Origin of the sequence: Streptomyces deccanensis, assembly GCF_022385335.1 — a bacterium.
Lineage (GTDB): Bacteria > Actinomycetota > Actinomycetes > Streptomycetales > Streptomycetaceae > Streptomyces > Streptomyces deccanensis.
In genome coordinates, this window is sequence record NZ_CP092431.1 from 8,542,637 (window position 1) to 8,564,308 (window position 21,672).

21 protein-coding genes are annotated in these 21,672 nt (G+C 73.1%); 15 read left to right on the plus strand and 6 right to left on the minus strand.

Annotation, left to right across the window (positions count from 1 at the left end; genetic code table 11):
- Positions 1-44 precede the first annotated feature (44 nt).
- The 4 genes from L3078_RS37770 to L3078_RS37785 all read left to right on the plus strand — a co-directional run bounded on the left by L3078_RS37770 (position 45) and on the right by L3078_RS37785 (position 4,158).
- Complete coding sequence (locus L3078_RS37770; protein WP_239758540.1) at positions 45-761, plus strand: ANTAR domain-containing response regulator; 717 nt, start codon at positions 45-47, stop codon at positions 759-761.
- A 280-nt stretch (positions 762-1,041) separates the two neighbouring features.
- The gene (locus L3078_RS37775; RefSeq protein ID WP_239760634.1) at positions 1,042-1,701 is read left to right on the plus strand and encodes a hypothetical protein; all 660 of its coding nucleotides are present in this window, start codon (positions 1,042-1,044) and stop codon (positions 1,699-1,701) included.
- Between the two features lie 202 nt (positions 1,702-1,903).
- Entirely contained in the window at positions 1,904-3,121 is a 1,218-nt protein-coding gene (locus tag L3078_RS37780; RefSeq protein WP_239758542.1) for an aminotransferase class I/II-fold pyridoxal phosphate-dependent enzyme, read from the plus strand.
- Complete coding sequence (locus tag L3078_RS37785; protein ID WP_239758544.1) at positions 3,118-4,158, plus strand: MBL fold metallo-hydrolase; 1,041 nt, start codon at positions 3,118-3,120, stop codon at positions 4,156-4,158. The genes L3078_RS37780 and L3078_RS37785 overlap by 4 nt, the downstream gene beginning before the upstream one ends.
- A gap of 29 nt (positions 4,159-4,187) precedes the next feature.
- On the opposite strand, the gene L3078_RS37790 is transcribed toward L3078_RS37785, so the two are convergent.
- The gene (locus L3078_RS37790; RefSeq protein WP_239758546.1) at positions 4,188-4,802 is read right to left on the minus strand and encodes a DedA family protein; all 615 of its coding nucleotides are present in this window, start codon (positions 4,800-4,802) and stop codon (positions 4,188-4,190) included.
- 43 nt (positions 4,803-4,845) lie between these two features.
- Positions 4,846-5,619: an MBL fold metallo-hydrolase gene (locus L3078_RS37795; RefSeq protein WP_239758547.1), complete on the minus strand. Its 774-nt coding sequence runs from the start codon at positions 5,617-5,619 to the stop codon at positions 4,846-4,848.
- 162 nt (positions 5,620-5,781) lie between these two features.
- Between L3078_RS37795 and L3078_RS37800 the strand changes: the two genes are divergently transcribed.
- The 6 genes from L3078_RS37800 (at position 5,782) to dnaK (ending at position 14,144) form a co-directional block, all read left to right on the plus strand.
- A complete protein-coding gene (locus L3078_RS37800; RefSeq protein WP_239758548.1) occupies positions 5,782-6,297 on the plus strand; it encodes a hypothetical protein in 516 nt (171 codons plus the stop codon).
- A gap of 193 nt (positions 6,298-6,490) precedes the next feature.
- Positions 6,491-8,662, plus strand: coding sequence for a phage holin family protein (locus L3078_RS37805; protein WP_420864139.1), 2,172 nt, complete (start codon positions 6,491-6,493; stop codon positions 8,660-8,662).
- Between the two features lie 94 nt (positions 8,663-8,756).
- Positions 8,757-9,818: an ATP-binding protein gene (locus L3078_RS37810; protein ID WP_239758550.1), complete on the plus strand. Its 1,062-nt coding sequence runs from the start codon at positions 8,757-8,759 to the stop codon at positions 9,816-9,818.
- Positions 9,815-11,626: a vWA domain-containing protein gene (locus L3078_RS37815; protein ID WP_239758552.1), complete on the plus strand. Its 1,812-nt coding sequence runs from the start codon at positions 9,815-9,817 to the stop codon at positions 11,624-11,626. Before L3078_RS37810 ends, L3078_RS37815 begins: the two co-directional genes overlap by 4 nt.
- An 88-nt stretch (positions 11,627-11,714) precedes the next feature.
- Positions 11,715-12,140, plus strand: coding sequence for an OsmC family protein (locus tag L3078_RS37820; protein WP_012999567.1), 426 nt, complete (start codon positions 11,715-11,717; stop codon positions 12,138-12,140).
- A gap of 123 nt (positions 12,141-12,263) precedes the next feature.
- Positions 12,264-14,144, plus strand: a complete 1,881-nt coding sequence (gene dnaK, locus L3078_RS37825) for a molecular chaperone DnaK (protein ID WP_239758553.1) — start codon at positions 12,264-12,266, stop codon at positions 14,142-14,144.
- A 71-nt stretch (positions 14,145-14,215) separates the two neighbouring features.
- On the opposite strand, the gene L3078_RS37830 is transcribed toward dnaK, so the two are convergent.
- Positions 14,216-15,079 carry a helix-turn-helix domain-containing protein gene (locus L3078_RS37830; protein WP_239758555.1) on the minus strand — a complete coding sequence of 288 codons (864 nt, stop codon included), beginning with the start codon at positions 15,077-15,079 and terminating at the stop codon, positions 14,216-14,218.
- A gap of 215 nt (positions 15,080-15,294) precedes the next feature.
- Here L3078_RS37830 and L3078_RS37835 point away from each other — a divergent pair, with 215 nt between their 5' ends.
- Positions 15,295-15,738: a hypothetical protein gene (locus L3078_RS37835; RefSeq protein WP_392312017.1), complete on the plus strand. Its 444-nt coding sequence runs from the start codon at positions 15,295-15,297 to the stop codon at positions 15,736-15,738.
- A gap of 3 nt (positions 15,739-15,741) precedes the next feature.
- On the opposite strand, the gene L3078_RS37840 is transcribed toward L3078_RS37835, so the two are convergent.
- Positions 15,742-16,593, minus strand: coding sequence for a helix-turn-helix domain-containing protein (locus tag L3078_RS37840; RefSeq protein ID WP_239758557.1), 852 nt, complete (start codon positions 16,591-16,593; stop codon positions 15,742-15,744).
- A gap of 129 nt (positions 16,594-16,722) precedes the next feature.
- On the opposite strand from L3078_RS37840, the gene L3078_RS37845 reads away from it, so the two are divergent.
- Both L3078_RS37845 and L3078_RS37850 read left to right on the plus strand, forming a co-directional pair.
- Positions 16,723-17,028, plus strand: a complete 306-nt coding sequence (locus tag L3078_RS37845; RefSeq protein WP_239758559.1) for a 4a-hydroxytetrahydrobiopterin dehydratase — start codon at positions 16,723-16,725, stop codon at positions 17,026-17,028.
- 5 nt (positions 17,029-17,033) lie between these two features.
- On the plus strand, positions 17,034-17,786 hold the full coding sequence (locus tag L3078_RS37850; RefSeq protein ID WP_239758561.1) for a class I SAM-dependent methyltransferase: 753 nt from the start codon (positions 17,034-17,036) through the stop codon (positions 17,784-17,786).
- Here L3078_RS37850 and L3078_RS37855 read toward each other — a convergent pair.
- Together L3078_RS37855 and L3078_RS37860 are read right to left on the minus strand one after the other, a co-directional pair.
- Positions 17,746-18,222, minus strand: coding sequence for a hypothetical protein (locus L3078_RS37855; RefSeq protein ID WP_239758563.1), 477 nt, complete (start codon positions 18,220-18,222; stop codon positions 17,746-17,748). The two genes, L3078_RS37850 and L3078_RS37855, sit on opposite strands and share 41 nt — an antisense overlap.
- A complete protein-coding gene (locus L3078_RS37860) occupies positions 18,219-18,701 on the minus strand; it encodes a hypothetical protein (protein ID WP_239758565.1) in 483 nt (160 codons plus the stop codon). Before L3078_RS37860 ends, L3078_RS37855 begins: the two co-directional genes overlap by 4 nt.
- Before the next feature lie 39 nt (positions 18,702-18,740).
- On the opposite strand from L3078_RS37860, the gene L3078_RS37865 reads away from it, so the two are divergent.
- Both L3078_RS37865 and L3078_RS37870 read left to right on the plus strand, forming a co-directional pair.
- On the plus strand, positions 18,741-19,724 hold the full coding sequence (locus tag L3078_RS37865; protein WP_239758567.1) for a helix-turn-helix transcriptional regulator: 984 nt from the start codon (positions 18,741-18,743) through the stop codon (positions 19,722-19,724).
- 39 nt (positions 19,725-19,763) lie between these two features.
- Positions 19,764-21,629, plus strand: coding sequence for a rhamnogalacturonan lyase (locus L3078_RS37870; protein WP_275593200.1), 1,866 nt, complete (start codon positions 19,764-19,766; stop codon positions 21,627-21,629).
- Positions 21,630-21,672: the final 43 nt, after the last annotated feature.

Sequence of the window (21,672 nt, forward strand, 5' to 3'; positions counted from 1 at the left end):
CCGCGCGGGTGCGTGGGAAGGCGATCGGAGGAGGAGGGTGCATCATGCCGGAAAGCGAACAACTCGGCCGCGTGGTAGGGGAGTCGGCGGAATCCGCACATCCGGGCAGGAGGCTCTCCGAACTCGTCGAGCAGGCCGCCCGCTGCACCCAGGACTGCTGCGGCGCCAGCGGCATGGTGTCCGACAGCGGCACCGAGCAGCCGGCCGCGGTCACCCACCCCGACCTCGCCGGACTCGTCGCCGTCCAACTGCACTCGGGTCACGGACCGCTCCCGGCCGCGCTGGAGCGCGGTGAGCCCGTCGACTCCGCCGATCTGCTGCGGGAGGAACGCTGGCCGGAGTACCGGGCGGTGGCCCTCGACGCGGGCGTACGGTCCAGCATCACGCTCCCCTTCAGGCGCTCCGGGCTCACCGTGACCCTCAGCCTCTACAGCTTCCGCCCCCATGCTCTGGAGGACGCCCCGCACGGTCCGGCGCGCGCCCTCGGCGACCTCGCGGCGACCTGCATCGTCCGCGACCGCTCCTACCGGGCCGCCCTCACCGAACTCGACCAGCTCGGCGCCGCCCTGCGCTCCCGCCCCGTCGTCGACCAGGCCTGCGGCATGGTCATGCACGTCCTCGGCTGCGACGCGGACGCCGCGTTCACCGTCCTGCGCCGCATCTCCCAGGGCACCAACCGCAAACTCTCGGACGTCGCGTCGGCCGTGGTCGAGAAGCGGGGCAGGGGCCTGGAAAAGGAACTGGTCTCCCTCTCCGACTGAGTCGAACCGAAGCGCGCCCCGAAGGGGCGCGGGGAACTGCGCGACCAGCCACGACGAACCCGCGGCCGACAACGAACCCCACAGCCCCGGCGCCCACCGGCTCAACCCAGCGGAGCGCACCGTCACCCGGTCGGCCCCCCGTGTCCCGCGAATGGTGCCCGGCGGCGCGCGCCCCGCCGGGCTCGGCGCTCTGATGGACGCGGGGCACGGCGGTCGTGCCCCCACCCCGCCGGAGCCGGCCGAAGGAGTCCCATCCATGCCCCCGCCCACGCGTCCGCCCATGCGCCGCAGAGCCCGTGTCCTGTCCGCCACCGCCCTGATCGGCGTCGTCCTGGGCGCCGCCGCCCCGACCGCCCACGCGGATCCCGCGGCCGAGGTGAACCCGCAGTCCGTCGAACCGGGCGGCACCCTCACCTTCTCCGTCGCCTGCGACCCGACCGGCGGCACCGCCCCCGAGACCATCGACGCCAGCTCACAGGCGTTCGAACAGGGCACCGTCACGCTGCAACGCCTCCCGGGCGACGGCGACTCCGCCGCCGGCCCCTCCTACCAGGGCACGGCGAAGATCGCGCCCGCCGCGGACTTCGAGACCGGCGTCGACGCGGCGGCCCCGGCCACCGAGTGGGGCGTCGACGGCGTGTGCCCCGGGGCCCCCGGCGGCGAGGGCAAACAGTGGAGCGCCGCGTTCGACGTCTCCGTCGGCGGCGACCAGTCCTGGTCCACCCACCAGCCCTCGCACCAGCCGACCCATCAGCCCACGCACCAGCCCTCCCACGACTCCACCCACCAACCGGCCCCGGTCCAGCGGGGCGTCCACGCGGGCGACGGCGGTGCCTTCACTGACTCCGTCCCCGCCATGGTCGCCGGTGGCCTCCTCGTCGCGGGAGCGCTCGGCGCGGCCGTGCACCGGCTGCGCCGCCGGGACCGTTGGACGCCGTGAGCGTGTGACCGGCGCAACCCGTACCGGGGCCCATGGGGCGCGTGAGCCTGGGTACTGACAGGCCGAGGGTGCGCGCGACGCCGGCCGTGTTCGACACGGCACGCCGACGCACCCCGACGCACGAGGGAGCATCATCGACATCCCGGAGCGATCCCGGAGGGGTGAGCGCCGGGCCACGCACCAGGAGCGGGCGGAGGCACATATGCGGCGGACGGATCCGGAAGGACACGGTCCGGTCCGCTACGGCCCGCCCCTTCCCACCCAGGGACTGCCCGTCCTGCCCGAACTGACCGCCGTCCTCTCCGCCGCGGCGGGCCGCCCCGACCCCGTCCCCCTCGGTGGTGATCCCGCCCTCCTGGACGCCGCCTGCGGCTACTGGGACCGACGCGGACTGGCCACCACCCGGGACCGGGTCCTCGCCGCCCCCGGCGCTCCCGCCCTGCTTCTCGCCCTGACCGCCGCGATCGGCGGCGACGTGCTGCTGCCTCGGCCGTGTGCCGCCTGGTGGGAGCCGCAGGCGCGGGCGCTCGGGAGATCCGTCTTCCACGTGGCCACACCCGCCGAGTGCGGGGGCGTGCCGGACCCGTACGCGCTCCTGGAGACCGTCCGCAGGATCCGGGCCGAGGGAGGCGATCCCCGGCTGCTCGTGCTGTGCGTCGCCGACGACCCGACCGCGACCGTGGCTCCGCCCGAACTGGTGCACGAGACCATGGAGGCGGCCCTGGGGGAGGGGCTGCACCTGGTCAGCGACGAGACCTGGCGCGACACCGTGCACGACCCGCACGACACCGTGCTGTTCAGCCCCGCCGAGATGGTGCCGGACCGGGTCACCGTCGTCGCCGACCTCGCCGGCGCCTTCCTGCCGGCCGGCTGGCCGGCCGCCGTCGCCCGCTTCCCGGGGGACGGGGGCGGTGCGGGGCTGCGCGACCGGGTCCTGGACGTGCTCACCGCGCTGGGCGCCCGGGTCGCCACCCCGGTCGCGGCGGCCGCCGCGCACGCCCTCGACGAGCCCGCCCCCGTCACCGAACGGCTCGCCACCGCCGTACGCCTGCACGCGCGTCTCGCCGACGCCGCGCACCGGGCCGTGGTGGCCGCCGGGGCGCTCGCCCTGCCGCCGCGCGCCGGGCGGCATCTGTACGCCGACCTCGCCCCGCTGCGCTCGGCCCTCGCCGGGCACGGCGTCGGCGACGCCCAGGAGGCGGAGGACTTCCTCACCGACCGGCTCGGGATGCCCGCGCCCGGCGGTCACCGGTTCGGGGACGACCTCGGGGCGCTGCGCGTCCGGCTGTCGACCGACGCGTTCCTCGGCACCACCGACACGGAGCGCGCCCAGGCCCTGGCCGCGCCGGACCCCCTGGAACTCCCGCATGTGGAACGGGCGTTGGCCCACCTCGGCGCGACCTTGGAGGACCTGCGATGACCCTCCCCTCCGAGTCGAGCACCACCACCTCCACGACCACCCGCACCACCCCCACGACGACCCCCTTCCCCCCGCTCGCGGAGCCCCGCCCGCTCGGTGAGCCGCGCCGGTGGCCGCGGTCGTTCGCCGACCGGCTCACCACGCCCCTCCCCGGGCTGAAGGCGTTCGCGCGGTTCGCCCGGGAGGGCTCGGTACGGCCCGGGGCCGACGGGCTCGCCGACATCCCTCGACTGCCGTACGAGCCGGGCCCGTTGCCGAGCGTGGACGCCCGCACCGTCGCCGTCTCCTGGGCGGGGCACGCGAGTTGGGTGGTGCGGATCGGCGGGCTGACCGTCCTCACCGACCCCGTCTGGTCCCGCCGCATCCTGGGCACCCCGGCACGGATCACCCCCGTGGGCGTCGACTGGGACGCGCTGCCCCGCGTGGACGCGGTCGTCATCAGCCACAACCACTACGACCACCTCGACGCCCCCACCCTGGCCAGACTCCCGCGCCGGACCCCGGTGTTCGTGCCCGCCGGGCTCGGCCGCTGGTTCCGGCGGCGCCGGTTCGACCGGGTCACCGAGCTGGACTGGTGGGAGGCGGCCGAACTCGACGGCGTCCGCTTCGACTTCGTACCGGCCCACCACTGGTCCAAGCGCACCCTCACCGACACCTGCCGCTCCCTGTGGGGCGGTTGGGTCCTCACGGCCCCCGACGGCAGGCGTCTCTACTTCGCCGGCGACACCGGCTACGGCCACTGGTTCTCCCTCATCGGCCGCCGCCACCCCGGCATCGACGTCGCCCTGCTGCCCATCGGCGCCTACGACCCCCGCTGGTGGCTGAGCGACGTGCACTGCGACCCGGAGGAGGCGGTCCGCGCCTTCCTGGACCTCGGCGCCCGCCACATGGCCCCCATGCACTGGGCCACCTTCGTCCTGTCGGCCGAACCGGTCCTCGAACCCCTGAAGAGGGTGCGGGCGGCATGGCAGGCGGCCGGACTGCCCCGCGAGCACCTGTGGGACCTGCCGATCGGCGGCTCCCGCGTACTGGACTGACCGACCGGTCTCACCCGAAGCCCGAGGGCTCAGCCGACGACCCGGCGCCACACACTCGGCGCCACACTGATCAGCACCGTCAACACGACCGCCGCCAGCACCCCTTCCCACGGCTCCTTGAACAGGGACCCGCCCAGGATGCCGATCAACTGGTACGTCACGGCCCACGCGAGGCACGCCGGCAGGTTCCCCCGGGCGAACCGCCGCAACGGCATCTTCGCCAGCAGACAGGCCAGCATCACCGGGATGCGCCCGGCCGGCATCAGCCGGGACAGCACCAGCACGGCCACCCCGTGGTCGTCGAGCTTGGCCTGCGCCTGGCTCAGCCGGTCCTCCGGCGCCCGGCGGCGGATCGCCTCCAGCCAGCGCGAACCGTTCTTGGAACCCATCCCGCGCCGCCCCAGCCAGTACAGCGCGATGTCCCCGAGGAACGCGGCGACCGACGCCACCACGAACACCATCAGCAGCGAGAGCGGCGCCGTCTGATGGAACGCCACCACGGCCGCCGAACTGACCAGCGCCCCCGTCGGCACCACTGGCACCAGCGCTCCGACCAGCACCAGCAGGAACAGCGTGGGGTAGCCGATCGCTTGTTGGGTGGACGCGTACGGCACGGGGGTGCTCACGGCGGCCAGGACGATCACCGAGCCTCCCTCGCGACCACGGCGACCCGCGTCGGCGGGCGTCTCATCGCGCCACCCCCGGTCGTACGCTCTCCCCATGCCCCAGCCGGTGCACGGCCACCTCGGGAGCCCGTGTGGCGGCGAGGCGCACGAACTCCTCGCCGGGGGCGTGGAATTCATGGGGGCGCACGGCGTCCATGCCGATCGGCCAGTACGTGCCGTAGTGCACCGGAATCGCGCTCCGGGGCGCGAGCAGCGCAAGCGCCTCCGCCGCGCGCCCCGCGTCCAGATGCCCCTCGCCGAGGTACGGCCCCCAGCCGCCGACCGGGAGCAGCGCCACGTCGACCGGCCCGACCTCCTTGGACATCGTCTCGAACAGCCCGGTGTCCCCGGCGAAGTACGTCCGCGCCTCGCCCTCGACGACGAAGCCGAGGGCGGGCGAACGATGCGGCCCGACCGGCAGCCGCCGTCCGTCGTGCCGGGCGGAGACAGCGCGTACGACCAGGTCACCGACCCTGACCTGGTCCCCGGGCACCGCTTCGGACAGCCGCAGATGCGCCAGCCTGCGCAACCCCGGCACCTGGCGCGGCGCGCCCTTCGGCACCACGACCCGGGTCCCCGGGGCGAGCCGCGCCAGGGAGGGGACATGCAGATGATCGGCGTGCAGATGCGACACCAGCGCGACGTCCGCGACCGCGGCCGCCGGCGGAGGGGGCGCGCCCCGGCGCCTTCTCAGATGCGCGAGCCGGCGCGCGAACAGGGGGTCCGTCAGCACCCTCGTTCCCGAGTCCTCCACGGTGCAGGTCGCATGACCCCACCAGGTGATCTCCACCGGCACTCCGTTCGCCTCCTTCGCGCTACTCCCCCGAGCCTACGGGCTGGAGTAGGGTCTGCGGCCTGAGCCCGTCCGGTGGATCATGCCGTGGGCGGGCATGCCGGTTCCGGCGTCCGCGGTTCGCTCCGCAGGACGGGGCGCGGACCCGGGGGAGGGGGGAACAGCATGGGAGACATGGGAGACAGGAGCGGCGTCTCCGGCGTGGCGTGCCAGGACGCGGCTCAGGGGCGCGGCGCGGTGGCGGGGGGCGCGGCGGGACGCGGCGCGGCGGGTCGCGGCGCCGTGGTGCGCGTCGCGGCGATAGCGAGCCTGACGCCGCTGGAGGAACTGGAGGCGGATCCGTTCCTGGTCGACTCCCGCAGCCAGTACGCCATGTGCGCCCGCTGGGCGGCCGAGCGCGGCTACGTGGTGACGCGCGAGCTGCTCGTGCGAGGTCTGCGCCCCGATCACTGCGCCCTCTGGGCCGATGTCGACGCCGGTCTGGTCGATCTCTTCGTCGCCCCCAGCCGCCGCGTCCTGGAACGCGCCCTGGCCTCCGTCGACGAGTTCACCGCCGAGTGCGTCCGACGCGGCATCCGCGTCGAGACCGTCGGCCACGCCGAACCCGCCTACGACGCCCAGATGAAGGCCCACGTCCACCGCCGCCTGTCGATGCCGACGGCGGGCTACGACGGCCGCTGAGCGCCCCGTCAGGGGCGCGGGGAACTGCGCGACCAGCCACCGACGCCCTGCGGCCCGCGAAGTACGGCAAGCCCTGACCCCTCCCCGGCCCTCCGAGAGCCGTGCCCCCGTGCCACCCCGAAATGCCACCCCGGCGCCCCCACCCCCTATGACAGGCTGACCCCAGGATCGTGACGGTAAAGGTGGCCAGAACGTGGGCGGTGGTCGTTGGCGGAGGGTGCTGAGCGGGATCTGGCGCATGCTCGCCGTATGGGCGGTGTCCACGCTGACCATGCTCGTGCTCGCGGGCGCGCTGCCCGACTTCCGGCTCCGGTCCGAGAGCGATGAGAGCGCCACACAGATCGCCGTGACCGCGGCGTTCGGCGCCGGCGCGTTCGGTCTGCTGTCCTCGCTCGTGTGGCCGCTGCTGGTGCGGGCCCTGCTGCTGGTCCCGGCGCTCGTCCTCGGCCTGCTCGTCTTCTTCCTCAACGGCTCCCTGCTCCTCCTCGCCCTGCGGCTCAACCCCTCCGGCCAGGGCGCGGCCGCGCCCGAGACCGCCGTGGTCGTGGCCGCCGTGATGTCCGCCGTCGCCTCCGCCACCGGCGGTGCCCTCGCCGTGCGGGACGACGACGCCTACCGGCGCCGGCTGTACCGCCTGGCCTACCGCCGCCGCAGGCACGCCGACGGCCGCCCGGGGCCCGCCGGACCCGGCACCGTCTTCCTCCAGCTCGACGGCGTCGGCCACGACGTGCTGGAGGCGGCGACGGAGAAGGGGCTGATGCCGACCGTGGCCGAGTGGCTGGGCCTCGCGCCGCCGCCCGCGTCGGCCGGCACCGCCCGCCCCCGGCCCACGCACCGGCTCACGCCGTGGCGCACCGACTGGTCCAGCCAGACCGGCGCCAGCCAGCTCGGCATCCTGCACGGCACCAACCACGACGTGCCCGCCTTCCGCTGGTACGAGAAGGACACCCGCGAGGTGATGGTCTGCAACCGGCCCTCCAGCGCCGCCGAACTCCAGCGCAGGGCCGTCGAGCGCACCGGCGACGGCGGACTGCTGACCGTCGACGGCGCCAGCCGCGGCAACCTCTTCAGCGGCGGCGCCGAGCAGCTCGCTCTCGTCCTGTCGATGGCGGCCCGCCGGGGCCGGCGCAACCGGTCCCGCGCCGGGTACTTCGCCTACTTCTCCGACCCGGCCAACGCCGTCCGCACCGCCATGTCCTTCGTCGCCGACGTCCTGCGGGAGATCGGCCAGTCCACCCGGGCCCGGTTCGCCCAGCAGCGCCCCCGCGTCAAGCGCGGCGGGCTCTACCCGTTCATCCGCGCCTTCGCGACCGTCGTAGAGCGCGATGTCGTCGTCGCCGCCGTGATCGGGGACATGTTCGCGGGCCGCGCGGCGATCTACGCGGACCTGGTGGCGTACGACGAGGTCGCGCACCACTCCGGACCGCACAGCCGGGACGCCGCGAAGATCCTCGAGCGCCTGGACCGTTCCCTCGCGCTGATCGCCCAGGTCGCCGAACACGCCCCGCGCGCCTACCGGATCGTCCTCCTCTCCGACCACGGCCAGACCCCCGGCGAGACCTTCCTCGGCCGCTACGGCCTCACCCTCGGCGACCTGGTCCGCGCCGGCTGCGGCCTGCCCGTCCCGCGCCGCGCCCAGCGCACCCACAGCGGCGCCGAGGCCCGCGCGGCGGTCCGGGCCGCGCTGCGCATCCCCGTGGAGGAGGGCGTCGAGGAGTACCGCCCCACCCGTCGCTCCGAGCCCATCACCCTGGCCTCCGGCAACCTGGGCCTCGTCTCCTTCCCGGACGTCTCCCACCGGCTGAGCCGCGAGGAGATCGACGCCCGCCACCCCGCCCTGCTCTCCACCCTCGCCAACCACCCCGGCATCGGTTTCGTCCTCGTCCGCAGCGAGGAGCACGGCGGCGTCGTCCTCGGCGCGCACGGCGCGGAGATCCCGATCGACGAACTCAGCGACGAACACCCGGGCCCCCTGGCCGACTTCGGCCCCGGCGCCGCCGACGCCGTACGCCGCACCCACGGCTTCCCCCACACCGCCGACATCATGGTCAACTCCTGGTACGACCCCACCGACGGCGAGGTCCTCGCCTTCGAGGAACAGATCGGCTCCCACGGAGGCCTGGGCGGCTGTCAGTCCCGCCCCTTCCTGATGTCCCCCCTGGCCCTCTCCGCCCCGGCCGAGGAGAACGAGGACCTGGTCGGCGCGGAACACATCCACCGGGTACTCAGAAGATGGCTACGGGAGGCGAACGGCCCCCAAGTACCCCTGGCCCACGGCAGCGCGCCCCTCAGGGGCGCGGGGAACTGCGCGACCGGCCACGACGAACCCGCGCCCGCCCCCGAACAGAACCCGGCAGACGCATAGGCGCCCCGCCCCACAAAAATTCGGCTGCGCTCCGGCGAAGCGGTCACCCACACTGTCCGCAACGTCCGCAGGACCAACCCCTGGAGCCCCCGCCTTGCAGGCAGCCGTCACCGTCACCCCCTCCCGCATCCCCGAGCTGCTGCTCGGCCTCGCCACCGTCCGCCCCGTCTTCGTCTGGGGCGCCCCCGGCATCGGAAAGTCCTCCCTCGTACGGGACTTCGCCGAGTCGCTGGGCCTGGAGTGCGTGAGCCTCCTCGGTACGCAGCTCGCGCCGGAGGACCTGATGGGCGTGCCGCAGATCCGCGACGGCCGCTCCGTGTTCTGCCCGCCGGAGGCGATCGCCCGCGACGAGCCGTACTGCCTGTTCCTGGACGAGCTGAACGCGGCCACCCCGGATGTGCAGAAGGCGTTCTACTCGCTGATCCTGGACCGCCGTATCGGCACCTACGAGCTGCCGAAGGGCTCGATCGTCATCGGCGCCGGCAACCGGGCCACCGACAACGCCCTCGCCCGTCCCATCGCCTCCGCGCTGGTCAACCGTCTCACCCACGTCCACCTCCAGGCCTCGGCCAAGGACTGGCTCGTGTGGGCGGAGGACAACGGCATCCACCCCTGGATCCTGGACCACCTCACCGACCGCCCGGACCACCTGTGGTCGAAGCCGCCGAAGAGCGAGGAGCCGTTCTCGACGCCCCGCTCCTGGCACATGCTCTCCGACGCGCTGCACTCCTTCGGGCGCGACCTCGACGAGGAGACCCTGAAGGTCCTCGCGCACGGCACGCTGACGCCCGCGCACGCGGTGGCCTTCTGCGGCTACGTCAAGATCGTGCGCAGCAGGTTCGGCATCGAGGCGATCCTCAAGGGCGAGGCCGGCTGGCCCCACCGCGTGGAGGACCGCGACCTGCTGTACTACCTCGCCGACTCGTTCCGCGGGCGGCTGATCAAGGAACTGCCGGTCAGCAAGCAGCACATGTCGGCGAACGGGCGGCAGACCGCGTACCGCGCCAAGTCCCTCCTGGTGCGGCTCGCGGAGATCTCCGTCGAGGTCGCCCAGACCGTCATCGCCGACGACAACGACGGCAATCCCGTGCTGCCCGCCTGGTTCCTGGTCGAGGCGGCCCGCGACATGCCCCGGCTGGTGGAGGCCCGCCGGTGAGCACGTCCGGTGGCAAGCGGCAGGGCGGAAAGAAGACCAAGCGCGACCTCGCCGGTGAGGCGTTCGAGGCCGGGCTGGAGGCGGTGCGCCACAACCCCGCGCTGCGGGCGGTCGGGTTCACCGTCTGCCGCACGGAGAAGTGCGACCTCGCGCCTCGCGAAGGTCTCGTCCGGGTCGACTCCGACGGCGTGCTGCACGCGCACCCCGACCGGCTCGCCGCCCCCGACGCCTGGGCCTGGGCCATCGCCCACGCCGCCGTCCACCTGGGCTTCGGGCACGTCCCGGCGGCGCAGGGCGTGCGGACCCAGCCCGACCGGTACGACCTCGCCGCCCGCTGCGTCGCCGTCAACCGGTTCCTGCTCACCTTCCCTGTGGGCCTGACGCCCGAGGACCTGCCCGCCCGCTACCCGGACGGCGACGAGGAGCGCCTCGCCGCCCGCTGGCGCCGGGACGGGCTCCCGGCTGCGTACGCGCACTGCGGCACGGCCGGTGACGAGCCCGACCAGCTCCTGCTGACCTGGCCCAAGTGGCGCGGTACGCCCACGGACTGGCAGCTCGCCTTCGCGCACGCCCTCACCCGCACGATGTCCGCCGCGATGGACATGGCGGGGGGCCGCCGCGAGTCCCTGGACGACGAGCCGATCCTCAGGCGTCCCTGGGAGAAGGCACTGAGCTGGTTCATCTCCTCCTACCCGCTGCTCGGCGGCATCGCGGCCGGTATCCGCATCGTCGCCGACGTCGAACTCGCCCACGCCCACGGCATCTCCATCGCGGCCGTCGACGCGGAGGCGGGGGAGATCTACATCAACCCGCTGCGCCAGTTCGACGACGAGGAGTGGCGCTTCATCCTCGCCCACGAGATGCTGCACGCCGCCCTGCGCCACGGCGACCGCTGCGGCACCCGCGACCCGTATCTGTTCAACATCGCCGCCGACTACGTCATCAACGACTGGCTGCGCGAGATGCGGGTCGGCACGATGCCCGAGGGGCTGCTGTACGACCCCGGGCTGTCCGGGCTGTCGGCCGAGGAGGTCTACGACCGGATCGCCGGCGACCTGCGCCGGATGCGCCGGCTCGCCACCTTGCGCGGCAGGGGCGCCGGTGACATCCTCGGCGGCCCGCTCGGCTCGCCGCGCGACTACGTCGACCTCGACGAGTTCTACCGCCGCGGCCTCGCCCGGGGCTTCGACCTGCACGAGCGGCAGGAACGCGGCCTGCTGCCCGCCGGTCTGGTCGAGGAGATCCGCGCCCTCAGCCATCCGCCCCTGCCCTGGGACGCGCAACTCGCGCGCTGGTTCGACGAGTTCGTGCCCCGCCCGCAGGCGGTACGGACCTACGCGCGTCCCTCGCGCCGTCAGTCCGCCACCCCCGACATCCCGCGCGCCGGACGGTACTTCCCGCCCGAGGAGATCACCCGGTGCACCTTCGGCGTCGTGCTCGACACCTCCGCCTCCATGGACCGCACGCTGCTCGGCAAGGCGTTGGGCGCGATCGCCTCGTACGCCGAGGCCCGTGACGTACCGGCCGCCCGGGTCGTCTTCTGCGACGCGGCCCCGCACGACGCGGGGTTCCTGCCCGTCACCGAGATCGCCGGACGGGTGCGGGTGCGCGGGCGCGGCGGTACGGAGCTGCAGCCGGGCGTCGATCTGCTGCACCGTGCCGAGGACTTCCCGCCGCGCGCGCCGGTCCTCGTCATCACGGACGGCTGGATCGACGTGCTGCGGGTGCGGCGGGAGCACGCGTACCTGATTCCACAAGGTGCTCGCCTGCCGTTCACCGCGCGGGGGCCGGTGTTCAGGGTGAGATGAGCCTCGGACCCGCCGGAATGTGATCGGATAAGGGCACGGAACCCCGGCGACGGGACTCCGGCATCATGACCCACAGAAAGGACTCATCGTGGCCACCACGCGCACCGCACACACCGTCTGGGAAGGCGAGCTGCTCAAGGGCACCGGCACCGTCACCTTCGACTCCTCCGGCATCGGTTCGCAGCCGGTGTCGTGGCCGTCGCGCGCGGAGCAGGCGAACGGCAAGACCAGCCCCGAGGAGCTGATCGCGGCCGCCCACTCCAGCTGCTTCTCCATGGCGCTCTCCCACGGCCTCACCGGCGCGGGCACCCCGCCCACCCGTCTGGAGACCAAGGCCGACGTGACCTTCCAGCCGGGTGAGGGCATCACCGGCATCCACCTCACCGTCCGCGGCGAGGTCCCCGGCCTGGACGCGGCCGGCTTCCAGGAGGCGGCCGAGGGCGCAAAGAAGAACTGCCCGGTCAGCCAGGCTCTGACCGGCACGACGATCACGCTGACGGCCGAGCTGGCCTGACCGACTGCTTCGTGCGCCCCGTCTCCGCCCCATTGACAGGAACCCACTCAAGTTTTGTGCTGGTGGTGGGAACACTTGGCGGACCTCGCGGGTCCTTGTGGACTCCGCTGGAAGGGGACGGCGATGGGGCGTGCGGTCGGGATCGATCTCGGCACGACGAACTCGGTGGTGGCCCTGCTGGAGGGCGGTGAGCCGACCGTCGTCGTGAACGCGGAGGGGCAGCGGACCACACCGTCGGTGGTGGCCTTCGCCAAGAACGGCGAGGTGCTCGTCGGCGAGGTGGCCAAGCGGCAGGCCGTGACGAACGTGGAGCGCACCGCGCGTTCCGTCAAACGCCATATGGGCGGCGCGAGTTGGCGGTTCCCGGCGGAAGGGTCCGTGGACGGCACCCGCTACCGGGCCCAGGAACTGTCCGCGCGTGTCCTGCAGAAGCTGAAGCGGGACGCGGAGTCGTACCTCGGCGAGGACGTCACTGACGCCGTCATCACCGTGCCCGCGTACTTCGACGACGCGCAGCGGCAGGCGACCAAGGAGGCGGGGGAGATCGCGGGCCTGAAGGTCCTGCGGATCATCAACGAGCCCACGGCCGCGGCCCTCGCGTACGGCCTGGACCGGGGCGAGGAGCAGACCGTCCTCGTCTTCGACCTCGGCGGCGGCACCTTCGACGTCTCCCTCCTGGAGATCGGCGACGGGGTCATCGAGGTGAAGGCCACCAACGGCGACACCCGGCTCGGGGGCGACGACTGGGACCAGCGGGTGGTCGAGCACCTCGTCAAACGGTTCCAGGGGAAGCACGGTGTCGATCTCGGCCGCGACAAGATGGCGTTGCAGCGGCTGCGCGAGGCGGCGGAGCGGGCCAAGATCGAGCTGTCCAGCTCCTCCGAGACGTCGATCAACCTCCCGTACATCACCGCGTCCGCCGAGGGGCCGCTCCACCTGGAGGAGGGCCTGACGCGCGCCCAGTTCCAGGAGCTGACCGCCGATCTGCTCGACCGCTGCCGGACACCGTTCCACCAGGCCGTCAAGGACGCGGGGGTGAAGCTGGCCGCGATCGACCACGTCATCCTCGTCGGCGGTTCGACGCGGATGCCCGCCGTCAGCGACCTGGTGCGGGAACTCACCGGCAAGGACCCGCACAAGGGCGTGAACCCCGACGAGGTGGTGGCGGTCGGCGCCGCGCTGCAGGCGGGCGTCATCCGGGGCGACGTGAAGGACGTGCTGCTCCTCGACGTCACCCCGCTGTCCCTGGGCATCGAGACCAAGGGCGGCATCATGACGAAGCTCATCGAACGCAACACCACCATCCCGACCCGCCGTTCGGAGATCTTCACCACGGCCGCCGACAACCAGCCCTCGGTCGGCATCCAGGTCTACCAGGGCGAGCGGGAGATCGCCGCGTACAACAAGAAGCTGGGCGTCTTCGACCTCACCGGGCTGCCCCCGGCGCCGCGTGGCGTCCCGCAGATCGAGGTGGCCTTCGACATCGACGCGAACGGCATCATGCACGTCTCGGCGAAGGACCTCGCCACCGGCCGCGAACAGAAGATGACGGTGACCGGCGGCTCCGCGCTCCCCAAGGACGACATCGACCGCATGATGCGGGAGGCCGAGCAGTACGCCGACGACGACCGCCGGCGCCGTGAGGCCGCCGAGACCCGCAACCACGCCGAGCAACTCGCCTACCAGACCGAGAAGTTCCTCCGCGACAACGAGGACCGGGTCCCCGCCGACAGCAGGGCCGAGGTGGAGGCCGCGGTGGCCGAGGTGAAACGCCTCCTGGAGCACCCGGAGGACATCGCCCCCCTCCGCACCGCCACCGACCACCTCACCACCGTCAGCCAACGCATGGGCCAGTCCATGTACGCGGCCGCGGCCGCCGGCCGGGCCGACACACCGCCCCCCGGCCCCGCCGAGGACGGGACCGAGGACGGGACGGAGGACGGGACCGTGGTCGACGCGGAGATCGTGGACGACGAGAAGGGGCCGAAGGGAGGCGCCGCGTAGGCCTTCCGGGGCCGAACCGGCTGCGGGCGGCGACGGCGAGCGGCGACTGTGGGCGGCGGTGGGGTGGAGGTTCAGTACCGGTCGCGGTAGCGCTTCAGGATGTCCCTCGTCGCCTCGGCGGACGCGGCGTGTGCCGCCATGTGGTCGAGGACCTCGAGGTGGAGGGAGACCTCTTTGCGGGAGTCGAGGTAGAGGGCGCCGGAGAGGTACTCGGTGTAGACCATGTCGGGGAGTTCGGGTTCGGCGAAGCGGAAGAGGGAGAACGGGGCGTAGGTGCCGGGGTGCGGGCCGCTGGCGAACTCGCAGACCTGGAGGATCACATGGTCCTGCTCGGTGACGTCGAGGAGGCGGTCGATCTGGTCACGCATGACCTGGGAGCGGATGCTCACCGGCCGCGTCAGGGCCGTCTCGTCCATGATCACCCATAGGTGCGGCGGCTTCTCCTGGGTGAGGAGCTTCTGTCTCGCCATCCGCAGCGACACATGCCGTTCGATCGACTCGGGACCGGTCTGCCCGACCGTCCCGGCCTCCATCACGGCCCGCGCGTACTCCTCCGTCTGCAGCATCCCCGGCACGAAGTGCGGCTCGTAATGCCGGATCAGATGGGCCGCGCCCTCCAGGCTGACGTACACGCTGAACCAGTCGGGCATCACGTCGTGGAACCGCTGCCACCAGCCCGGTTTGTTCGCCTCCTCGGCCAGCGCCACGAACGCGGCGACCTCGTGCTCGGCGACACCGTACGTCGTCAGCAGCACCTGGACGTAGGGGATCTTGAGCGCGACGTCGGCGGTCTCCATGCGCCGTACGGTCGCCGGGGCGACCCGGAGGACGCGTGCCGCCTCCTCGCGCTTGAGCCCGGCGGACTCCCGCAGTTCCTGGAGCCGTCTTCCGAGCACCACCTGACCCACGGTGGGCGCGGCCCGCCGCTCACTCACGCCACGCCTCCCCACGCGCCGAGATACCCCACCAGTCTGTCATGTCCCGGTGACCTCTCACAGGGGTGACCGGAAGGCAATGCTCCGGCGGACTCCGGTACGGCGACCCCCGCAGGGTACGGGAGCCATGACCTCGGAGGTAATCGACCGCCGTACACCCCGCGAGGCAAGGTGAGGTCACCGCCCATCCACCGCCTCGACGGAGCGTGATTGCCATGTCTATGACCATCCCGACCGCCCGGCTCGCCGTGCTCGCCCGGAGTGCCGACCCCCGCACCATGCTGCGCCGCTTCCTGGCCGCCGACGCGGCGGTGACCGGGGCGAACGGGCTCGCCTACCTGCTGGCATCCGGCCCGCTCGGCCGCTTCCTCGGTGTCGACTCCGGGCTGCTCGTCGGGCTCGGCGCGTTCCTCACGGCGTACGCGGCGGGTGTCGCCCTGCTGGCCGGCCGTGAGCGGCCGCCGACGCTGCCCGTCCGGGCCGTGATCGAGGTCAACCTCGCCTGGACGGTCCTCAGCCTCGTCGCCCTCGTGCTGTGGCTGACGCCGAGCACGGCGGGCGCGGTGTGGACGCTGCTCCAGGCGGTCACCGTGGCCGGGTTCGCGGCCGTCCAGTACCTCGCCCTCCGCGCGGCCGGGGACCGGACGGACGCCGGGTGAGCGTCAGGACATCAGCGCGTGCAGGTACTTGACCGTCGCCGGGTCGGCCGGGAGGAACGTCTCGATGGCCAGCTCGGCCACGGTCACGTCCATGGGGGTGTTGAAGGTGGAGACCGAGGAGACGAAGGACAGCACCCGGCCCTCGTGCTCGATCCGCATCGGCAGCGCGAACCAGGCACTCGGCTCCGCGCCGGCCCCCGCGTCCCCGCCGGGCTCGGTCTCGGGCGTGCCCGGTGGCAGCGGATACGCCGCCACCTCCTCGTACAGCGCCCGCAGCGGCTTCGAGCGGTGCAGCGCCACCTGCCGTTCCATCTGCTCCAGCAGGTGCCCGCGCCAGGCGCGCAGATTGCGGATGCGCGGCGCCATGCCCTCGGGATGCAGCGTCAGCCGCATCGCGTTGAGCGGCGGGACGAGCAGCGACTCGGGGATCCCGTCGAGGAGCATGAGGATGCCCCGGTTGGCGGCCAGGACGTCGTACGTCGCGTTCATCACCAGCGCCGGATACGGCTCGTAGCCCTGGATCAGCCGCTCCATGCCCTCCCGCAGCGCGCCCATCGACGGATCGTCGAGCGGGGTCTCCGGGTAGCGCGGGGCGTAACCGGCCGCGAGCAGCAGCGCGTTCCGCTCCCGTACGGGTACGTCCAGGTGCTCGGCGAGCCGGAGCACCATCTCCTCGCTCGGGCGGGAGCGGCCCGTCTCGACGAAGCTGACGTGCCGCGCCGAGGAACCCGCGCGCAACGCCAACTCCATCTGGCTGACCCGCCGTTGCTCCCGCCAGGCACGCAGCAGCGGGCCCACGCCCTGGACGGCGGGCGCCGTGGGACGACCCGGGGTGCCGGTCGGGACAGTGGTCATGCGCACAACGTAGCCGAGCCGATCGAGGTGTGGCGGGTCCGGGCTCCTGACCAGGGACGCGACGGTCCGTCTGTGGCACGCTGGGAGGGACCGCACCTCACGGAGGGGACGTCCCGGAAGGAGTCGGCCATGCCCGTCGCACCCTTGTCGCAGAAGGAGATCGAGGACCGGCTGGCGGAGCTGCCCGGCTGGTCGCTGGACGGGGACCGGATCACCCGCTCCTACCGGCTGGACTCGCACTTCGCGGCGACCGCGCTGGTCGTGCACATCGCCCAGACCCAGGAGGAGCTCGACCACCACTCCGACCTCACCCTCGGCTACAACACGGTGTCGCTGACCGTCCACACCCACAGCGCGGGCGGTGCCGTCACCGAGAAGGACTTCGAGCTGGCCCGCAGGGTGGAGGCGCTCGCCCCCGGCCACGGGGCGAGCTGAGGCGGGTGCTGGACTACGACAAGGAGGCCGGAGACTACGACGCCCTGCGGGGCGGCGAGCCCCGCGCCGAGGCCGCCGCCCGCGCCGTGCTCGGCCTCGTCCCCGAGGGCGCCCGCCGGCTGCTCGACATCGCCTGCGGCACCGGGATCGTGACCCGGCGGCTCGCGGCCGCGCGGCCCGGGACACGGGTCACGGGGGTCGACCTCACGTACGCGATGGCGAGCCGGGCCGCCGCCCGGCTGCCGGGCTCCGTCGTGATCGGCGACGGCCGCCGACTCCCGTTCCGGGACGGGGAGTTCGACGCCGTCACCAGTGTGTGGCTGCTGCATCTGCTGGGCGGCCCCGAGGACGTACGGGCCGTGGTCGGGGAGTGCGCCCGGGTGCTCCGCCCCGGCGGCGTGTACGTCACCACCGTCGACAAGGCCGCCTCCCACAACGTGGGCAGCGACATCGACGCCGTGCTGGCCGCACGGCCCCGGGCCCCGGCGATGGACCCCGCCGGGGCCGTCGAGAAGTACGCCGTCGAACACGGTCTGCGGCCCGCCGGGCAGGCCCGCTTCCCCGGGCGCGGCCAGGGCCGCAGCCCCCGCCGCACGGTCGCCGACCTGCGCCGGGGCTGGTTCGTCACGCTGCCGCCGGGCGATCCGCTGGCCGACGACTTCGCGTTGCGCCTCGCGGCCCTGCCCGACCAGGAAGTGCCGCGCCCGGACCCGGAGTTCACCCTGCGGGCGTTCCGGAAGGACGTCGGAACTCCATAATCCAGTTGGTCAGCCAGGTCGCCCCGTCGTCCACGGAGAAGGCCTGCTCCCAGCGGGCCGAGGACTCGGACGTGTCCGACCACACGAAGCGCACCCGCACGGGCCGGTCCTCGTGGGTGTCGTCGCCGTAGAACTCTCCCCGGCCTCCCTCGAAGCGGCCCGTGACCGGCGGGAACAGCGTGCCGCTGCGGCTGGAGGCCCAGCTCAGCGACCAGGTCCGCGCCTCTGTGTCGAACAGCCGCAGGGTCAGCCCCTTGGATCCGAGGTGCGGCATGTCGATCTCGTCGATGTTCGCGGCCCCGTCGAAGAGCGGCCGGCACCAGCTGGTGGAGGTGAACTCCTCCCACGCGCTGTCCGGGTCGAGGAAGTCGGTGCGGCGGCGGTGGTGCGCCTCCCACACGCCGTGGAAGAAGTCGAAGTCGTGCGGGCCGCTCATCGGTGGCCCCCGGTGGTGCCGGCGGGCAGGGAATCGGTCAAGTAGGCCTCAAGGTCGGGGCGTTCGGGGGCGAGGATGTGCCGTACCCAGGCGTCGCGTTCGTGCTGGATCGGCGGGAGTTCCCACACGCAGCCGATCCACGGACGGTCGGTGGGGACGAAGTGCGTGGGGTCGGTGTCCGGGCAGCCGAGCACCGGCTGGCCCGCCGCCGCGCCGGCGAAGTGCAGGACGTTGTCCCACACCCAGCTGTAGACGTTGAGGTAGGCGCCGGTGTCGCCGCCCCGGTGCAGCACGACGAAGGTGGCGGGCGGGGTGGTGGCGTCCGGCTCCGGCAGCAGCTCCGGCAGGAGCGCGTACGCCGCCTCCGCGACCTCGGGCGCGAGGCCGGCCGGATCCGCGGTGACGTGATAGCGCTTGATCCGCCGACCGGCCACCTCGACGGGCGGCGGCACGGTCAGCAGTTTCTCGGTGAAGGGCATGGCCGCACGTTAGGGCCGCTTCACTGACACCATGTGTCAGTGAAGTCCAGTCGACTCGTCTCGATCCTGCTGCTGCTCCAGACCCGGGGACGGATGACGGCCGCCGAGCTCGCCGAGGAGCTGGAGGTCTCCGTCCGCACGGTCTACCGGGACGTCGAGGCGCTGGGCGCGGCCGGCGTCCCGCTCTACGGCGACGCGGGCCACGCCGGGGGCTACCGCCTCCTGGACGGCTACCGCACCCGCCTCACCGGGCTGACGAGGAACGAGGCCGAGGCCCTGTTCCTCGCGGGCGCCCCCGGGCCCGCCGCCGACCTGGGCCTCGGCGCGGTGCTGGCCGCCGCCCAGCGGAAGGTCCGCGCGGCCCTCCCCGCCGAGCTGAGGGTCCACGCCGACCGGATCGCCGGCCGCTTCCACCTCGACGCCCCCGGCTGGTACGCGGAGGCCGACGACACCCCGTTCCTGGCCGTCGTCGCGGACGCCGTCTGGAGCGGCCGGGTGCTGCACGTGCTCTACCGCCGCTGGGCCGAGCCGACCGACGTACGGCGCCGCCTCGAACCGTACGGGCTGGTCCTCAAGGCGGGCCGCTGGTACGTCGTCGCGGGCCCGGGGCCCCGGACCTTCCGCGTGGACCAGATCCTCGACATCCTCGAACCCGACGCCTCCGACGACTCCGGTGCCCCCGCCGAGGAGTTCACCCGCCCGGACGGCTTCGACCTGGCCGCGTACTGGACGGCGTACCAGCGCGACTTCCACGCCCGGCTGCACCGGTTCGAGGCGCTGGTCCGGCTGGCGCCAGGTGTGACCCTGCCCAGGGCCGTGCCGGTCGAGAGGAGCCCGGGGGAGGGCGGCTGGACCACGGTGCGGGTGCCCGTCGAGTCGGTCGAGCACGCCCACGGCGAGTTCCTGCGGCTGGGCACGGACATCGAGGTGCTGGAACCGGCCGAACTGCGCCGGAGGATCGCCCGGACCGTGGCCGAACTGGCCGAAAGATACGGCAACGTGGCCGGGAACGGCGGCGACTGAAGGTGCGGAACCCGTCCGTCCTGCTTGGAGGTTCGTCACGTGCCCCACCCGCACAGGCACCACAGACGCCGAGCCCTGCGCTCACTGGTGACAGCGGCCCTGGTCGCCGCCGGACTCACCACGTTCACCGGCACGCCCGCCGAGGCCGCCACCGCCCGCCAGGTCGAGCGCCTCGACCGGGGCGTGGTCAGCGTGCACGTCGACAGCGGCAACCTGGTCAGCTGGCGCTGGCTGGGCACCGACCCGAACGACGTGTCGTTCAACGTCTACCGGGCCGGTACGAAGGTCAACTCCACCCCGATCACCGGCTCCACCAACTACTTCCACGCCGGCGCCCCCGCCCAGGCCGACTACACGGTCCGCGCGATCGTGAACGGCGTGGAGCAGGGCGACTCGGTGCACGCCGTGCAACTGCGCACCGGCTACAAGGACGTGCCGATCAGCGCGCCCGCGGGCGGCACCACCCCGGACGGCGTCGCCTACACCTACGAGGCCAACGACGCCTCCGTGGGCGACCTCGACGGCGACGGAGCCCTGGAGTTCGTCCTCAAGTGGCAGCCGACCAACGCCAAGGACAACTCCCAGTCCGGCTACACCGGCAACACGATCATCGACGGCATCAAGCTCGACGGCACCCGGCTGTGGCGCATCGACCTGGGCCGCAACATCCGCTCGGGCGCGCACTACACCCAGTTCCAGGTGTACGACTACGACGGCGACGGCAAGGCGGAGATCGCCGCCAAGACGGCCGACGGCACGGTCGACGGGGCGGGCACGGTGATCGGCAGCTCCTCCGCCGACCACCGCAACTCCAGCGGCTACATCCTGTCCGGGCCCGAGTACCTGACCATGTTCAACGGGCAGACCGGCCGGGCGATGCAGACGGTGGACTACGTCCCCGGCCGGGGCACGGTCTCGTCCTGGGGCGACTCCTACGGCAACCGCGTGGACCGCTTCCTCGCCGGGACGGCCTATCTGGACGGCGCGCGCCCCTCCCTGATCATGGCGCGCGGCTACTACACCCGCTCGGTGATCGCGGCCTGGGACTGGCGGAACGGCTCCTTCACCCGCCGCTGGACCTTCGACACCAGCTCCTCCACCAACTCCGGCCGGGGCTACGACGGCCAGGGCTCGCACAGCCTCTCCGTCGGTGACGTCGACAACGACGGCCGGGACGAGATCGTGTACGGCTCGATGGCCGTGGACGACAACGGGAACGCCCTGTGGACGACCCGGACGGGCCACGGCGACGCCCAGCACCTGGGCGACCTCGACGCCTCCACCCCGGGCCTGGAGTACTTCAAGGTCTCGGAGTCGACCTCCCAGCCCGCCGAGCTGTACATCAACCCGGCCAACGGGGCCGTGCGCTGGCAGCTCGCCGCCTGCTGCGACAACGGCCGGGGCGTCGCCGGTGACATCCACGCCGGGAACGACGGGCCCGAGATGTGGTCGGCCTCCGACACCTCCGTCCGCGACGAGGCCGGCGCGACGAAGGGCCGTGAGCCCTCGTCCGTCAACTTCCTCTCCTGGTGGGACGGCGACCCGGTCCGCGAACTCCTCGACGGCACCCGGATCGACAAGTACGGCACCTCCGCCGACACCCGGCTGCTGACCGGATCCGGGGTCTCCTCCAACAACGGCACCAAGGCCACCCCGGCGCTCTCCGGTGACATCCTCGGCGACTGGCGTGAGGAGGTCGTCTGGCGCACCAGTGGCAACACGGCGCTGCGGATCTATTCGACGCCGATCGAGACGAACACGAAGATCACGACCCTGCTGCACGACCCGATGTACCGCACGGGACTGGCCTGGCAGAACACGGCCTACAACCAGCCCCCGCACACCAGCTTCTTCATCGGGAACAACATGCCGACGGCGCCCCGGCCGACGGTGTACACCCCATAGAAAACCGGTCCGTGGGCGGGTCCCGCCCGCCCACGGACTCCGG

Excerpts from the sequence above, each read along its gene's own strand:
- L3078_RS37770 (WP_239758540.1), top strand. The coding sequence starts at position 45 with ATGCCGGAAAGCGAACAACTCGGCCGCGTGGTAGGGGAGTCGGCGGAA.
- L3078_RS37800 (WP_239758548.1), top strand. The coding sequence starts at position 5,782 with ATGGGAGACATGGGAGACAGGAGCGGCGTCTCCGGCGTGGCGTGCCAG.
- L3078_RS37780 (WP_239758542.1), top strand. The coding sequence starts at position 1,904 with ATGCGGCGGACGGATCCGGAAGGACACGGTCCGGTCCGCTACGGCCCG.
- L3078_RS37840 (WP_239758557.1), bottom strand. The coding sequence starts at position 16,593 with ATGACCACTGTCCCGACCGGCACCCCGGGTCGTCCCACGGCGCCCGCC.
- L3078_RS37860 (WP_239758565.1), bottom strand. The coding sequence starts at position 18,701 with ATGCCCTTCACCGAGAAACTGCTGACCGTGCCGCCGCCCGTCGAGGTG.
- L3078_RS37775 (WP_239760634.1), top strand. The coding sequence starts at position 1,042 with ATGCGCCGCAGAGCCCGTGTCCTGTCCGCCACCGCCCTGATCGGCGTC.
- dnaK (WP_239758553.1), top strand. The coding sequence starts at position 12,264 with ATGGGGCGTGCGGTCGGGATCGATCTCGGCACGACGAACTCGGTGGTG.
- L3078_RS37835 (WP_392312017.1), top strand. The coding sequence starts at position 15,295 with ATGTCTATGACCATCCCGACCGCCCGGCTCGCCGTGCTCGCCCGGAGT.
- L3078_RS37855 (WP_239758563.1), bottom strand. The coding sequence starts at position 18,222 with ATGAGCGGCCCGCACGACTTCGACTTCTTCCACGGCGTGTGGGAGGCG.
- L3078_RS37845 (WP_239758559.1), top strand. The coding sequence starts at position 16,723 with ATGCCCGTCGCACCCTTGTCGCAGAAGGAGATCGAGGACCGGCTGGCG.
- L3078_RS37785 (WP_239758544.1), top strand. The coding sequence starts at position 3,118 with ATGACCCTCCCCTCCGAGTCGAGCACCACCACCTCCACGACCACCCGC.